Origin of the sequence: Micromonospora sp. 15K316 (assembly GCF_004348525.1) — a bacterium.
GTDB lineage: Bacteria > Actinomycetota > Actinomycetes > Mycobacteriales > Micromonosporaceae > Micromonospora.
On the sequence record NZ_SMKG01000001.1, the window covers coordinates 16,085 to 28,984 of the forward strand.

The window sequence follows — 12,900 nt, forward strand, 5'->3', positions numbered from 1 at the left end:
AGAGACGGCGGCCGGGGACCATTCGGACACAGCCCCTCCGCCCCTCAGGAGGAACGATGGACTCCGTCATCCTGCCCGAGCTGCCCACCTACCTCTTCGCCCCCAACCTGGCCGGCGTCCTGTCCTTGGCGGTCACCTTCCTGCTGCCGCTGGTCGCCGCCCTGTTCATGGGCACCTCCTGGTCGGCGTTCCGCAAGGGCCTGGTGCTGCTCCTCGTCTCGGCCGTGAAGACCTTCCTCGAGGCCTGGCTGGTCGCCGTCGAGGCGGACAGCGGCTTCAACGTCGGGGAGACGGCGTACGCGGTGGTGGTGAACTTCGGCCTGGCGGTCGTCTTCTACTCCGGCCTGCTGCGGCACACGCCGGTCCAGCAGGCGGCCATCACCCGCGGCCCGGTCAAGGAGCACGCCGCCGCCGGCTGATCCCCGCTCGCGGGCCTGCGGCGCCGCCGGTCCGGGGTCGGAACGGGCACGCGCCGACGGGCCGGCCACAGTGGATTCCGGTGCTAAAGTCGACAGCTATCGATGGTTGAGGTCGCCCGCCGACGACTGTCGTCCGCCGGCGGCCACACCGACCGCAGCACCCAGCCCGGGAGTGCCCATGTCGAGCCGCCCGCCCCGCCGGAACCCCTGGTCCCGCCTCATCCAGACATTCGTCGTCCTCGGTGCGCTGATCGCGTCCACCGCGTCCGGGCCGGCGGCGATCGCCTCGCCGGGAGCGTCCGGCACCGGCCCGACCAACCCGGTAGTCGCCTGGGACCTCCACGCGCAGACCGCGATCTGGGACGTCGCGGCGCAGCAGCCGAACGAGCAGGTACGCAGCTTCGCGATGGTGAACGGCGCCGTCTACGACGCGGTCAACGCGATCGCGGGCACCCCCTATCAGCCGTACCTGGTCGCGCCGGCGGCCCGGGGCACCGAGTCGGTGGACGCCGCCGTCGCCACCGCCGCCCACGGCGTGCTCGCCGCCCTCTTCCCGGCCCAACGGGAACGGCTCCGGACGCAGTACGACGAGGCGCTGGCCGCGATCCCGCAGGGTCCGCCGAAGCGCGGCGGCGTCCGGGTCGGGGCCCGGGCGGCGGAGGCGATGGTCGCCGCGCGGCAGGACGACGGCGCGTTCGGCGACCAGCAGTGGACGAGCGGGACCGAGCCCGGCCAGTGGCGTCCCACGCCCCCGCTGTTCCTGTCCCAGGGGGCGTGGACGGGGCACATGCGCCCGTTCCTGCTCCCCCGCGCGTCGCTGTTCCGCACGCCGGGCCCGCCGCCGCTGACCAGCAGGGCGTACGCTCGCGACGTCGCCGAGGTCGAGGAGCTCGGCTCGGCGTCGAGCACGGTACGCACCCAGGACCAGACCGAGGCCGCGCTCTGGTGGCACGACCGGCGCTCCGCCAACTGGGGGATCAAGCGTCAACTCGCCACCACCCAGCGACTGAACCCCCTGCAGACCGCGCGCTTCTTCGCGATGACCGACCTCGTCGTGGCCGACTCGGGGGTGGCCTGTTTCAGCCAGAAGGAGCACTGGAGCTACTGGCGTCCGGTCACCGCCATCCCGCTGGCCGACAGCGACGGCAACCCGGCGACGACTGCGGATCCGGACTGGACGCCACTGCTCGTCACGCCGCCCTTCCCGGAATACCCGTCCGGGCACGCCTGCGGCACCGGCGCGCGGATGTCGCTGTACCGGCACTTCTTCGGCAGGGACGACGTGCCGTTCAGCGGGTCCAGCGCGGACTCCGGCACGACGCGGCACTTCGGCAGCTTCTCCGAGGCGCTCGACGAGCTCATCGGCGCGCGCGTCTGGGGTGGCGTCCACTTCCGCAGCGCCGACGTCGACGGCGCGGCGCTCGGTGCGGCCGTCTTCCGTTACGCGGTGCGGCACCACTTCCGTCCGCTGCGGTGACCCGGGTGGCCCAGGCAGGAACGTCCGGGGTGGTTCACTGACCGATGCGTCCGTCGATCCGCTCGCGCAGCAGGTCGACGTGCCCCATGTGGCGGCCGTACTCCCAGATCATTCCGACCAGCATCTCGCGCAGCGACGTCGCCCCTCCACCACTGCCGTGCTGGTTCTGGGGATCGTCGGCGGTGATGTCGAGGCTCGGGGCCTCGGCCACGAACCGGTTCGCGAAGTCCACCTCCGCACGCCACGCCTCCCACGCCTCGGCGACGACCCGGGGGTCGGGAACGGCGCCGTCGAAGTCGCCGTCACGGTCGGTGTCGGAGCAGTACAGCTTGGGAACGTCCTGACCCGCCATCAGCACCCGGAACGTCGCGCGTTCCACCTCGGCCAGGTGTCGCACCAGCCCGAGCAGCGACATCGTCGACGGCTCCACGGATCGCCGGGCCATGGCCTCCGCGTCGAGACCCGCGCACTTCATCTCCAGCGTGAGCCGGGCGAAGCGGAGGGTCTCGACAAGCGTGGTGCGCTCGTCGCCCAACGTCGGTCCGTTCTCCCGCGGGTCGTCGTCGGACGGTTTGCCGTCCGCGGTGAACATGTCGGCGCGTCGAGTCGTGGCCATGCCCGACATCATCGGTGAAGCAGCACCCCGCCGGCCACGGATTTCCCGCCCGGCGGCGCACGCGCTCCAGCACCCGGCGCCCGCCGACGGGCTCTCCCCGACCGGCGGGCGAGGCGTGGTGGGGCTGCCGTCAGCCGCGGGTACGGGTCGGCGGTTCGATGCGCACCCGTACGTCCTCCGGCTGGCTGTCGATGTCGCGCAGCTGGGCGTGGATCGTCGTGCGCAGCTCGTCGTAGTCCTCGAAGTGGTAGTCGTTGAAGAGGGTGTAGCCGGTCCACATCAGGTTGGCGCAGACCCGGGCGGGCACCCGACCGGTCGCCGCGCCCATGCCCACCAGCGCCACCGACCTGATGCTGCCCGGACTCCCGGCGTTGTGCAGGTGGACGGCCTGGAACGCGGCGGCGCACGCCAGCGCGACGTTCAAGGTCTCGCTCACGTTCTGCACCGAGCGCTCCATGGTCGGCGTCGAGATCAGGAACTTCGGGTTGGTGGCCCCGGACGGCACGCAGACGGCGCTGCCCACCGGCAGCGACCCGGCGAACTGGTCACGGATCGCCCGCTGGACGCGCAGCTGGATGCCCGCGCCCAGGTGCCGCTTGACAGCCGCGTCGACACCACCGTCCATCAACCCCCGCGAGTTGGTGGGGCTGACCCAGGCGTCGACGCGCCGGGTGAGGAGCGAGCCCTTGTGGATCTCCACCTCGGGGGTGTCGGCGAACGCGGCCTGCCACGCCTGCACCACCTTCGCGTTGACGTCGGTCAGGACCACCTTGAGCAGCGGCTTCCCGGTTTCGAGGGGCATGGGGGCTCCAGCTTCGAGAGGGGGGTGTCGGAGACGGCGATCAAGGTAACCGAGCCCACCGACACCGTGGACGCCGTGTCGGGTCGGCGGTCGGCCGCGCGTCGGAGGCGCGTGGCGTCGGGCCGCCGCGGTGTCGGTGCCGTACGACACAATGCCCGCGCCTTGATCGCCCGCGCCGCGCCGGCGCGTCACCACTCGGAGTCCGACGATGAGCGACGCCCCCACTCCCACCCCGGCCGACCCGAACGACCCGCTCGCCCTGGCCGAGCTGTTCACCGGCGGCGGCGAGCCGTGGCTGCCGCTGCTGAAACCGGTCATCGAGGCGCAGCCGGGCGCCGCCACCTTCATCGGCCCGAGCCGTGGCCCGCGCGTCGTGCCCGTTCGGGAGCTGACTTTCCAGGCGTTGAAGCCCAACCCTCCGCAGAAGTGGAAGGTGGTCGTCTTCGGGCAGAACCCGTACCCGCGCCCGGAGAGCGCCACCGGCATCGCCATGTTCGACAACACCTTCCACGACTGGGCCGACAGCCAGTTCGGCCGGGTGGTGAGCATCCGCTGCATCATCAAGGCGGCGGCGATGTGGAAGTACGGCATCCCCAAGAAGACGCCGATCGCCGACATCCGGACCCTTCTGCGCGAGCACGACACCGTGCCCCCGCCGGAGTGGTTCCAGGCGATGCTCACGCAGGGCGTGCTGCTGCTGAACGCGGCGCTGACCGCCAGCGGGGACGGCGCGATCGCCACCGCGGGCCACACGGCGTTCTGGCAGCCGGTCGTCGAGAAGGTCGTCGAGGAGATCCTGCGGGCCAAGCAGCACGCCGACGAGGCCGACCGGGGCGTCGTGTTCGCCTGGTGGGGAGCGCACGCCCGCAACCTGAAGCGGCTCGTGCTCCGGCTGGAGAAGAAGTACCCCGAGGTGGAGGTGCGGCACATCGACCACCCGAACCCGGCGGCGCAGGGCGACGTGTTCTGCGACGGCGACCACTTCGGCGAGGTGAACGAGGCGCTGCGCGCGTTGGGCGCGGACGAGATCGACTGGCTCCCCAGCGTCGGGTGGAGCGCGGCGGCGAGCGGGGCCGGCGGCGCGGACGCGGGGACCGCCGACCGGATGGGTGCGTTCATCGCCTCCACGATGGAGCTGCACAAGCTCTACCTCGACCGCCTCGCCAGCGTCAAGGACGAGGGGCTGCTCCTCCCGGCCATCACCGGTGTGTCCGACACCCCGCTCATGGACTTCCGCGAGGCGGTCGCCCCGGTCGCGAAGCTGCTGCCCGGACTCGACTGGCATGTGGCGCAGTCGTACCGGTTCGGTGAGAAGCAGAACGAGGGTGGCGTCGGCGCCCTCTCCACCGACGAGATCGCGGCGCTCTACCTCTACACGTGCGAGTCGGCGTTCTACCGGCAGATCAACGCCGCACTGCGCGATCCGGATCGCGGCCGGATCGTCCCGTACCTGCCGTACCTGCGCCTGCTCTTCTCGGCGGTGGCGCAGCTTCCGGCGCGGCGTGAGCCGCTCTGGCGCGGGGTGGCCCTGGACCTGCGCGCCCAGTACCCGCTCGGCCGCACCGTGACGTGGTGGGGCGTGTCGTCGTGCACGGCGAAACTCGGTGTGGCCCAGGCGTTCCTCGGCGGCCGGGGCAAGCGGACCCTGTTCGAGGTGACGCCCGCACGGGCCGTCGGCATCCGGCGGTTCTCGGCGTTCACGGGTGAGGAGGAGTTCATCCTCGCGCCGGGCACGCAGTTGACCGTGACCGAGGTGAGGGCGGAGCGCGGTGGCCTCTGCACGGTACGGCTGACCGAGCTCGCCGAGCAGCGGCTGGTGGGGTGAGCGTTCCCGGTCCCGGCAGCCTCCCGCACCGCCGTCGGTGGTGGGTGTCGTGTTCCGGGGTGGTGGATCCCCGTCTGGTGGCGGAACCCACCACCCCGGCCGGCGGTCACGGGGGCGGTCGGCCCGGCCGGTCCGCTCCCCTCCTGGGGGCGCGCCGCTGCCGCAGCGCCGCGACCAGCAGTGAAGCGCCCATCGCGAGGTCGGCGCCGCGGCGGAGCAGGGTGCGGACCTTTCCCACCTGTCGTGGCCGCGGCGGCCCGGGGACGACGACCCGGTCGACGCCGGGATAGGCGAGCTGGGCGGCGGCGGACGCCTCCTGCTCGGTCAGCGCCGCACGGTTGCCCAGGATCGCGACCCCGCCCGGGCCGCCCCGGTATCGCCAACGCCAGACCTCGCCGTCCGGCCACAGCTCGATCCGCTCGCCGGGGCGGTCCCGGGCCGGCTGCTCCGGTTCGTCCACGTCCTCTTCCCCGTGGGCGCCGCGACCGGCGGGCGGCCGTCCCGGGCCCCGGACGGTCGCCAGGTCGGCGCGGGTCAGCTCGCCGAGGCGCGCGGCGTCGCCGCGACTCAGCGCCCGAGCCAGCAGGAACGCCAGCAGCCCGGTGAGCAGTGGCAGGACGAGCACCACGACACGCAGCACCGAGAGCACGTCGTAGACGGAGACCCGCAGCAGCCGGGCGATGATGTCGTCACCGGCCGCGACGACCAGTACCCCGTAGAAGGTCAGCGCGGCGACTCCGACGCCCATCCGGACCGGATGATCCCGTGGACGGTCCAGCAGGTGATGCTGCCGGCGATCGCGGCTGCGCAGCCGTTCGAGGAACGGCCAGGCGTACAGGGCCAGGAACGTCACGCCGCCGATCACCACGCCGGGTATGAACGGTGCGGGCACCAGGTACCCGCCGATGCGCACCTCCCACGCGGGGAAGAGCCGCAGCGCCCCGTCGCCCCAGGCCACGTACCAGTCGGGCTGGGCGGGCGAGGTGGCCTCGGCCGGGGAGAACGGGCCGTAGAGCCAGACCGGGTTGATCTGCACCAGCCCGCCGAGCGCGAAGAGCACCGCGAGCACCCAGGCGAAGAGTGCCAGTGAGCGGAGGGTGTAGCTGGGCCAGAAGACCGAGCCGACCACGTTGTGCTCGGTGCGCCCCGGGCCGGGGAACTGGCTGTGTTTCTGCCGTACGACCATGGCCAGGTGCACGCTGATGAGGGCGACCAGGACGGCCGGCACCAGCAGCACGTGGCTGACGAAGAGCCGCGGGATCATCTCGTCGGAGGGGAACTCGCCGCCGAGGCCGAGGAACGCCAGCCAGGATCCGACCAGCGGGATCGACTGCACGACCGAGACGATGATCCGTAATCCGACGCCGGAGAGCAGATCATCGGGCATCGAGTAGCCCGTGAAGCCGTTGGCCAGGGCCAGGGTCAGCATGGTGACCCCGACCAACCAGTTGAGCTCGCGGGGCTTGCGGAACGCGCCGGTGAAGAAGATCCGGATCAGGTGCACCACGATCGCGGCGACGAAGACCACCGCCGCCCAGTGGTGGGTCTGCCGGATCAGCAGCCCCGCGCGGACGTCCCAGCTCAACCGGACGGTGGAGGCGTAGGCGGCGGAGGTGGTGCTGCCGTCCAGCGGCGCGTACGAGCCGCGGTAGACGCGGTCGGCGGAGCTGGCATCGAAGAAGAAGGTGAGGTAGACGCCGGTGAGGATCAGGGCGATGAACGAGTAGAGGGCGATCTCGCCGAGCATGAACGACCAGTGGTCCGGAAAGACCTTGGCGAGCGCTCTCCGGGTGATCGGCGAGAGCCGCAGCCGGTCGTCGACCGCGCGCGCGAGCCGATCGAGGATCATGGCCGACTCCAGAAGCCCGCGCCGGGCGGGGTGGTGAAGTCCGCGGTGGCGCGGAGGAACCCGTCGGAGCTCACCTCGATCGGCAGACCGGGCAGTGGCCGGGCGGCCGGACCGGCGACGGGCTCGGCTCCGGCGAACAGGTCGAAGGAGGACTGGTGGCAGGGGCAGAGCACCCGGCCGGTCCCGTGCAGGTAGAGCCGGACCGGGCAGCCGGCATGGGTGCAGAGCAGGGAGTAGACGACCAGCCCGTCGAGGTGGCCGCCGGCGGGCGGTCGGGTGAAGCGTTCCGGTTGCAGCCGGACCGCGAATGCGGGGGCGTCTCCCGCCTCGATGTCGCCCTCGGGGAACACCGCGACCACCGCCCCGGTCGGTACGTCCGCGGGACGCAGCGGCCTGCCGTCGGCCGTGACCAGCCGGACTCCCGGCCGCCACGGGGTGTCCCTGAGCGCCTCCTCCGGGCGGGTGCGGTCCCACGGCAGTAGTGAGCGGAGCGGGAACAGGACGGCCGCGCCGAGCGCGGTGAGGGCGAGGGCGAGGGCGCCGAGCAGGCCACGGCGGCGGATCGGGCTGTCCGGAGCGACGAGCGCTTCGCCGGTCATCGCCTGCACCACCGGCGGCGGCGTGAGCCCCTCGTGTTCCTCGACGTACCCGCCGACCGGTACCAGCCGTCTTCCCCAGATGGCGAGGCCGGTCGCCAGGCCGGCGAAGGCGACGGCGAGGCACACGCCCTCCCACTGCGTCTGTCCACCGAGGCCGTAGGTCACCGCGAAGCCGGTCGCGCCCGCGGCGCTGGCCAGGAAGGACAACACGATACGGCGGTTCACGCCGGGCGGGGCAGGTGGTACCGGCGGACGCCTGCTCATCCCTCCGCCCTCCTGCCCAGCCAGCGCGCCGCCGCGACGAGCAGCCCGAGGGTGGCGACCCAGGCGACGAGGCCCTCGGCGAGCGGGCCGAGCCGGCCCAGCGGGTTCCCGCCCCGGTCCAGCCGCTCGTTCTGCAGCCGCCGCACGTAGGTGGTGAGGTCGTTGACCTGTTGGTCGGTGAGCACCTGGCTGGGGAAGACCGGCATGAGCCCCGGTCCGACCCGCACCGCCTCGGCGATCTGCACAGCCGTGGCCTCGTACAGGGGTGGGGCGTCGCGGCCGTCGGTCAGCGCGGCACCCGCGCCGGTCGCGCCGTGGCAGGGCGCGCAGTTCGCGGCGAAGACCTCCCGGCCGGCAGGGAGATCACCGGGGACGACCCGAGGAATCTGCGGTCCGCCCCCGCCGAAGCTGGCCACGTGGTCGACCAACGCGGCGATCTCGTCGGCCGAGAAGACCGGCTCGTCGCGCCGGGGCTGCGGCATCTCTGCCGGGAGGGGCATCCGGCCGGTGCCGACCTGGAAGTCCACCGAGGCGGGGCCGACACCGACCAGGGAGGGGCCGCGCTGACTGCCCTGGCCCTGCTCGCCGTGGCAGCTCGCGCAGTGCTGGCGGTACAGCTCCACGCCGCGCTCGCCGGTCGGGGCGGCGGTGGTGGGCGTGGCCGTCGGTGTCGGGCCGGGATCGGGTTGGGCGGCCAGCGTCGCCGGCCCGGTGGCGAGCACCAGGGCAGCCCCGACGGCGAGGTTCCGGCGGAGCCTGGGCCGGTGCGCCACACCGTTCGACGCGTGCTCCCGCATCCCGTCAGTCCAGGGTGTAGAGGTAGGCGGCGATGTCCTGCGCGTCGATCGGGGTGACGCCGAGATCCGGCATGGCGGTTCCCGGCTCGACGGCCTGCGGGTCGGCGATCCAGTGCTGGAGGTTGTCGGCGTTGTTCACCAGCGCTCCCGCGATGTACGAGCGCGCGCCGAACCGGGTCAGCGGCGGCCCGACCAGCCCGTCGGCGCGGTCGATGCCGGGGATGGTGTGGCAGGAGCCGCAGCCGTACCGTGCGATGAGGGCCGCTCCGCGGTCCGGTTGACCGGCGCGGACCTCCGGGGGCGGCGGCCGGTCGGCACGGGCGCAGGAGGTGGCGGCGAGCACCGCCACCGGTACCAACAGCGCGAGCCACCGGGCACGCGGCGGTGTGGTCATCGCAGTGCTCCCTCTGATCGGGCGGCAGCCGGCTCGGGCGGGCCCACCTCGTCCGGATGTTGCCGCTGCAGCCGCAGCAGCCAGCGCAGGAACACTGTCAGCGCCGCGACGAGGACGGCCACGTCCATCGGTGCCCACATGAGCAGGCCGGCGAGTTGCTGGTCGGCGAGGGGGTCGGGGCCGAGCGCCCGCAGCGGGTAGACCGGTCGTGGCGCGAAGGTGAGGGCGGCGCCCAGCGCGGAGGCCGGCAGCATCGTCCCGACCAGCAGCAGCAACGCGACGGGTGCGGGCAGCCGGTGCCGGGCCACACCGAGAATCGGCGCCCAGAGCAGCCAGGATCCGGCGACGAAACAGACGTGTTCCAGGGCGTGTACGGCGGGCCGGTCCAGCGCCGCGACGTACGGCGTCGGCAGATGCCAAACCCACAGCACCAGGGTCTGGGCCGCGCCGGCCAGTAGAGCGGTGCACACCGGCCGGCGCAGCCAGCGCGTGCCGCGGGCGGAGCGGAGCCGGGCCAGTCGTCGGCGCAGCGGCAGCGGGCAGGCCAGGCTGAGCGGCAACCCGGCGGCACCGGCGGCGAGCAGCGGCCCGGCCACCAGCAGCAGAACCATGTGCTGGGTCATGTGTCCCGCGAAGGACCGCTGCGCCAGCCCGGCCAGCGGACCGCTGTCGGCGGCGAGCACGACCAGCACGCCGCCGGCGAAGGCGACGACTCGCCAGCCCGGCAGCACCTCACCGGCTCCCCGGCGCGCCCACAGCTCGTGGACGCCCCGTCCGTAGCCGGCGGCCAGCAGGGCGACCGCCACGGCGAGCAGGATGGTGAGCAGCCCGGCCTCGACGGAGCCGGCCGCGCTCATCGCTGGCATGGCGGGAACACCAGCAGGGCGACGCCGCCGAGCAGAATGATCGCCAGGAACAGCAGGTTCGCCCAGAGACCGAGCGCGGCGAGCATCCGGGTGCGGCCGAGGGTCGCCTCGGCGATCCCGTCGGGTCGGGTGTGAGCGGTCCGCCGCCAGGCGAGCGTGGCGGCGAGAAGCGCACCGATGGTGGCGAGCGCCGGGAGGACCACCGCGAGCGCGACGACCAGCCGCAGCGGTACCGCGCCGATGCGATCCGAGCCGCTGGCGCAGGTGAGTTCGTCGGCGCCCCAGGCCACCATCAGGTGGATCGCCCACGCGAGCGCGCCACCCAGCACCGCGTACCAGAGCAACAGCCCACCGGCGAGGCGGGTACGCGGGCCGGGTTGTGCGCTCATGTCACAGCCTCGGCGAGAGATAGATGGTGAACAGGATGGCGGCCCAGACCGCGTCGACGAAGTGCCAGTAGATGGCGGCGTTGCGGACGCGGTCGTGGCGGTGTGCACCGAAGCTCCCGCCGCGCAGGGCGGCGGCGAGCAGCCAGCTCAGCATGGTGAGGCCGATGAGCACGTGCAGGCCGTGGAAGCCGGTGATGACGAAGAAGAGCGAGCCGTAGGCGTTGGTGGTGAGGGTGAACTCGTGGAACAGCTCGGCGTACTCGGTGGCCTGCAGGGCCAGGAAGGCGCTTCCGAGCAGGAGGGTGGTGGCGAGGCCGTACCGCAGCCGCCGGCGGTCGCCGCGGCGGATGCCGCGTTCCGCCCAGATCATCGGCAGGCTGCTGGGCAGCAGCACGGCCGTCATCACCAACGGGCGGAGCAGCTTGGGCTGCTCGATGCCGCCGGGCGGCCATTCGCCGCCGTGCTGGAAACGCAGGTAGAAGTAGCTGCCGAGCAGGCAGGCGAAGAGGGTCGCCTCGGTGGTGACGAACATGACCATGCCCCACCAGCCGGTGGAGCGGCCGGCCGGCAGCTCGGTGGTGAGCGCCTCGGTGCTGGTCGCCGCGGCGAGGCTGCGGTTGCTCATGCCGGCACCTGCTTGCCATCGGCGCGCGGCGCGGCCGAGCGGCACCCGCTCATCGGACCACCCCCAGCTCCTCCTCAGGCCGGCGCGGCGGCCAGAGCCACACCGCGATGGTCACGGCCACCGCGACGGCCGCCGCTGCGGCGAACGGGTACCAGGCGAAGAGCATCGCGGTGAAGAACACGAGCATGGCCAGGGCGAGCAGCAGGGGTTGCACGGAGGCCTCGGGCATCTCCACCACACGTTCGCGGCGGCCGTCCAGCTCACTGGTGAACAACGTCCGGCGGCCGTCGGCGAGGATCCGGTCGGCTGTCGCGTCCTCCGCCATGGAGGACCGGCTCGGCTGGTCCCAGGTGGGGTGCAGGCTGTGCACCTGTGGCAGGACGGGGAAGTTGTACGGTCTCGGTGGTGAGTCGGTGGACCATTCCAGGGTGTCGCCGCCCCACGGGTCGGGTGGTGCGGGACGGCCGCGACGGATGGCGTGCACCACGCCGATCAGCACGAGCAGCAGGCCGACCGCGAGGATGTACGCCCCGATGGTGCTGACCAGGTTCCACACGTCCCAGCCGGGCTCGTCCCGGTAGGTGTAGACCCGACGCGGCATGCCGAACAGGCCGGAGAGGTGCATCGGGAAGAAGGCGACCTGCATGCCCGTGAAGAACAGCCAGAACGCCCACTTGCCGAGCCCCTCGTGGTACATCCGTCCGGTCATCTTCGGCAGCCAGTAGTAGATGCCGGCGAGGATCGGGAACACCGCGCCGCCGATGAGCACGTAGTGGAAGTGGGCGACCACGAAGTACGAGTCGGTGACCTGCTGGTCGAAGGCGGTGAGCGCGAACATGGCGCCGGTGAAACCGCCGAGTACGAAGGTCACGATGAACCCGATGAGGAACAGCAGCGGCACCCGTACGACCAGGCGGCCGAGCAGCATGGTCGCCAGCCAGGCGAAGATCTGGATGCCCGAGGGGATCGTGATGATCGTGCTGGCGGCGCTGAAGAAGCTGTAGGACAGGTGCGGCAGGCCGGTGGCGAACATGTGGTGCACCCAGACGCCGAACGAGATGATCGCGATGGACACGATGGCGAGCACGATCAGGACGTAGCCGACCACGCCGCGGCGGGTGAAGGCGGGCAGCACCGCCGAGACGATGCCGAGCGCCGGCATGACGATGATGTACACGTCCGGGTGGCCGAAGATCCAGAACAGGTGCTGCCAGAGCAGCACGTTGCCGGCGGCCTCCGGGTCGAAGAAGTGGGTGCCGAACCGGCGGTCGAGGAAGAGCATCGCGTTGTCGAGATTCAGCGCCGGCAACGCGAAGATCACCATGAAGGCGGTCGCGACGATCGCCCAGACGAAGAGCGGGACACGGTTGAGCGACATGCCGGGCGCCCGCAGTTTGAGCGCGGTGACGATGAAGTTGATCGAGCCTGCGGTGGTGGCGATGCCGAGGAAGAGCAACCCCAGGGTGTAGACGTCCATGTGCAGCCCGGGGGTGTTCCGGTCGTCGGTCAACGGCACATACGCGAACCATCCCCCGTTGGGCGCCGCGCCGAAGGGCAGGCTGGCCCACATGAACAACCCGGCGAAGAGGAACACCCAGTAGCCGAGCGCGTTCAGCTTCGGGAACGCCATGTCCCGCGACCCGATCATCAGCGGAACCAGGAAGTTGCCGAAGCCGAACAGCATCGGGGTGGCGAACAGGAAGATCATCGCCGTGCCGTGCATGGTGAACAGCTGGTTGTACTCCTCCGGGGAGAGCAGGCTCGACTCGGGCCGGGCGAGCTGGGTGCGCATGGCCAGGGCGCTGATCCCGGCCAGGACGAAGAAGAGCGAGGCGGTCACCAGGTAGCGTCGCCCGATCCGCTTGTGGTCGACGGTGCCGAACCAGGAGCGTAGTGAGGCCCGCTCCCCCCAGTGTGCTTCGAGGCGGGCCAGGTCCTCCTGGCTGGCGCCGGGCGGTGGCGCGGTCGTCGTCGACAT

13 protein-coding genes are annotated in these 12,900 nt (G+C 72.1%); 3 read left to right on the forward strand and 10 right to left on the reverse strand.

What is annotated here, in order from left to right:
* Positions 1-56: 56 nt before the first annotated feature.
* Both E1211_RS00070 and E1211_RS00075 read left to right on the forward strand, forming a co-directional pair.
* The gene (locus E1211_RS00070; protein ID WP_132344013.1) at positions 57-419 is read left to right on the forward strand and encodes a hypothetical protein; all 363 of its coding nucleotides are present in this window, start codon (positions 57-59) and stop codon (positions 417-419) included.
* Between the two features lie 178 nt (positions 420-597).
* Complete coding sequence (locus E1211_RS00075; protein ID WP_132344015.1) at positions 598-1,896, forward strand: vanadium-dependent haloperoxidase; 1,299 nt, start codon at positions 598-600, stop codon at positions 1,894-1,896.
* A 34-nt stretch (positions 1,897-1,930) separates the two neighbouring features.
* On the opposite strand, the gene E1211_RS00080 is transcribed toward E1211_RS00075, so the two are convergent.
* Together E1211_RS00080 and E1211_RS00085 are read right to left on the reverse strand one after the other, a co-directional pair.
* Positions 1,931-2,512 carry a DinB family protein gene (locus E1211_RS00080; RefSeq protein ID WP_132344017.1) on the reverse strand — a complete coding sequence of 194 codons (582 nt, stop codon included), beginning with the start codon at positions 2,510-2,512 and terminating at the stop codon, positions 1,931-1,933.
* A 130-nt stretch (positions 2,513-2,642) separates the two neighbouring features.
* Positions 2,643-3,314, reverse strand: coding sequence for a macro domain-containing protein (locus tag E1211_RS00085; RefSeq protein WP_132344019.1), 672 nt, complete (start codon positions 3,312-3,314; stop codon positions 2,643-2,645).
* A 208-nt stretch (positions 3,315-3,522) separates the two neighbouring features.
* On the opposite strand from E1211_RS00085, the gene E1211_RS00090 reads away from it, so the two are divergent.
* Complete coding sequence (locus E1211_RS00090; protein ID WP_132344021.1) at positions 3,523-5,139, forward strand: ADP-ribosyltransferase domain-containing protein; 1,617 nt, start codon at positions 3,523-3,525, stop codon at positions 5,137-5,139.
* A 106-nt stretch (positions 5,140-5,245) separates the two neighbouring features.
* Here E1211_RS00090 and E1211_RS00095 read toward each other — a convergent pair whose 3' ends face one another.
* The 8 genes from E1211_RS00095 to ctaD are packed head-to-tail and all read right to left on the reverse strand — an operon-like array spanning position 5,246 to position 12,900.
* The gene (locus E1211_RS00095; protein ID WP_132344023.1) at positions 5,246-6,988 is read right to left on the reverse strand and encodes a cytochrome bc complex cytochrome b subunit; all 1,743 of its coding nucleotides are present in this window, start codon (positions 6,986-6,988) and stop codon (positions 5,246-5,248) included.
* The gene (locus E1211_RS00100) at positions 6,985-7,812 is read right to left on the reverse strand and encodes a ubiquinol-cytochrome c reductase iron-sulfur subunit (protein WP_165947112.1); all 828 of its coding nucleotides are present in this window, start codon (positions 7,810-7,812) and stop codon (positions 6,985-6,987) included. Before E1211_RS00100 ends, E1211_RS00095 begins: the two co-directional genes overlap by 4 nt.
* 35 nt (positions 7,813-7,847) lie before the next feature.
* Positions 7,848-8,648, reverse strand: a complete 801-nt coding sequence (locus E1211_RS00105; protein WP_132344027.1) for a c-type cytochrome — start codon at positions 8,646-8,648, stop codon at positions 7,848-7,850.
* 4 nt (positions 8,649-8,652) lie between these two features.
* On the reverse strand, positions 8,653-9,042 hold the full coding sequence (locus E1211_RS00110; RefSeq protein ID WP_132344029.1) for a cytochrome c family protein: 390 nt from the start codon (positions 9,040-9,042) through the stop codon (positions 8,653-8,655).
* Positions 9,039-9,899: a cytochrome c oxidase assembly protein gene (locus E1211_RS00115; protein WP_165947113.1), complete on the reverse strand. Its 861-nt coding sequence runs from the start codon at positions 9,897-9,899 to the stop codon at positions 9,039-9,041. The genes E1211_RS00110 and E1211_RS00115 overlap by 4 nt, the downstream gene beginning before the upstream one ends.
* On the reverse strand, positions 9,896-10,297 hold the full coding sequence (locus E1211_RS00120) for a hypothetical protein (protein ID WP_132344033.1): 402 nt from the start codon (positions 10,295-10,297) through the stop codon (positions 9,896-9,898). The genes E1211_RS00115 and E1211_RS00120 overlap by 4 nt, the downstream gene beginning before the upstream one ends.
* A 1-nt stretch (position 10,298) precedes the next feature.
* A complete protein-coding gene (locus E1211_RS00125) occupies positions 10,299-10,922 on the reverse strand; it encodes a cytochrome c oxidase subunit 3 (RefSeq protein ID WP_132344035.1) in 624 nt (207 codons plus the stop codon).
* Between the two features lie 49 nt (positions 10,923-10,971).
* Positions 10,972-12,900 carry a cytochrome c oxidase subunit I gene (gene ctaD, locus E1211_RS00130; RefSeq protein WP_132344037.1) on the reverse strand — a complete coding sequence of 643 codons (1,929 nt, stop codon included), beginning with the start codon at positions 12,898-12,900 and terminating at the stop codon, positions 10,972-10,974.

Coding starts and splice junctions, on each gene's coding strand:
- E1211_RS00070 (WP_132344013.1), top strand. CDS start 57: ATGGACTCCGTCATCCTGCCCGAGCTGCCCACCTACCTCTTCGCCCCC.
- E1211_RS00075 (WP_132344015.1), top strand. CDS start 598: ATGTCGAGCCGCCCGCCCCGCCGGAACCCCTGGTCCCGCCTCATCCAG.
- E1211_RS00080 (WP_132344017.1), bottom strand. CDS start 2,512: ATGGCCACGACTCGACGCGCCGACATGTTCACCGCGGACGGCAAACCG.
- E1211_RS00085 (WP_132344019.1), bottom strand. CDS start 3,314: ATGCCCCTCGAAACCGGGAAGCCGCTGCTCAAGGTGGTCCTGACCGAC.
- E1211_RS00090 (WP_132344021.1), top strand. CDS start 3,523: ATGAGCGACGCCCCCACTCCCACCCCGGCCGACCCGAACGACCCGCTC.
- E1211_RS00095 (WP_132344023.1), bottom strand. CDS start 6,988: ATGATCCTCGATCGGCTCGCGCGCGCGGTCGACGACCGGCTGCGGCTC.
- E1211_RS00105 (WP_132344027.1), bottom strand. CDS start 8,648: ATGCGGGAGCACGCGTCGAACGGTGTGGCGCACCGGCCCAGGCTCCGC.
- E1211_RS00110 (WP_132344029.1), bottom strand. CDS start 9,042: ATGACCACACCGCCGCGTGCCCGGTGGCTCGCGCTGTTGGTACCGGTG.
- E1211_RS00115 (WP_165947113.1), bottom strand. CDS start 9,899: ATGAGCGCGGCCGGCTCCGTCGAGGCCGGGCTGCTCACCATCCTGCTC.
- E1211_RS00120 (WP_132344033.1), bottom strand. CDS start 10,297: ATGAGCGCACAACCCGGCCCGCGTACCCGCCTCGCCGGTGGGCTGTTG.
- E1211_RS00125 (WP_132344035.1), bottom strand. CDS start 10,922: ATGAGCAACCGCAGCCTCGCCGCGGCGACCAGCACCGAGGCGCTCACC.
- ctaD (WP_132344037.1), bottom strand. CDS start 12,900: ATGTCGACGACGACCGCGCCACCGCCCGGCGCCAGCCAGGAGGACCTG.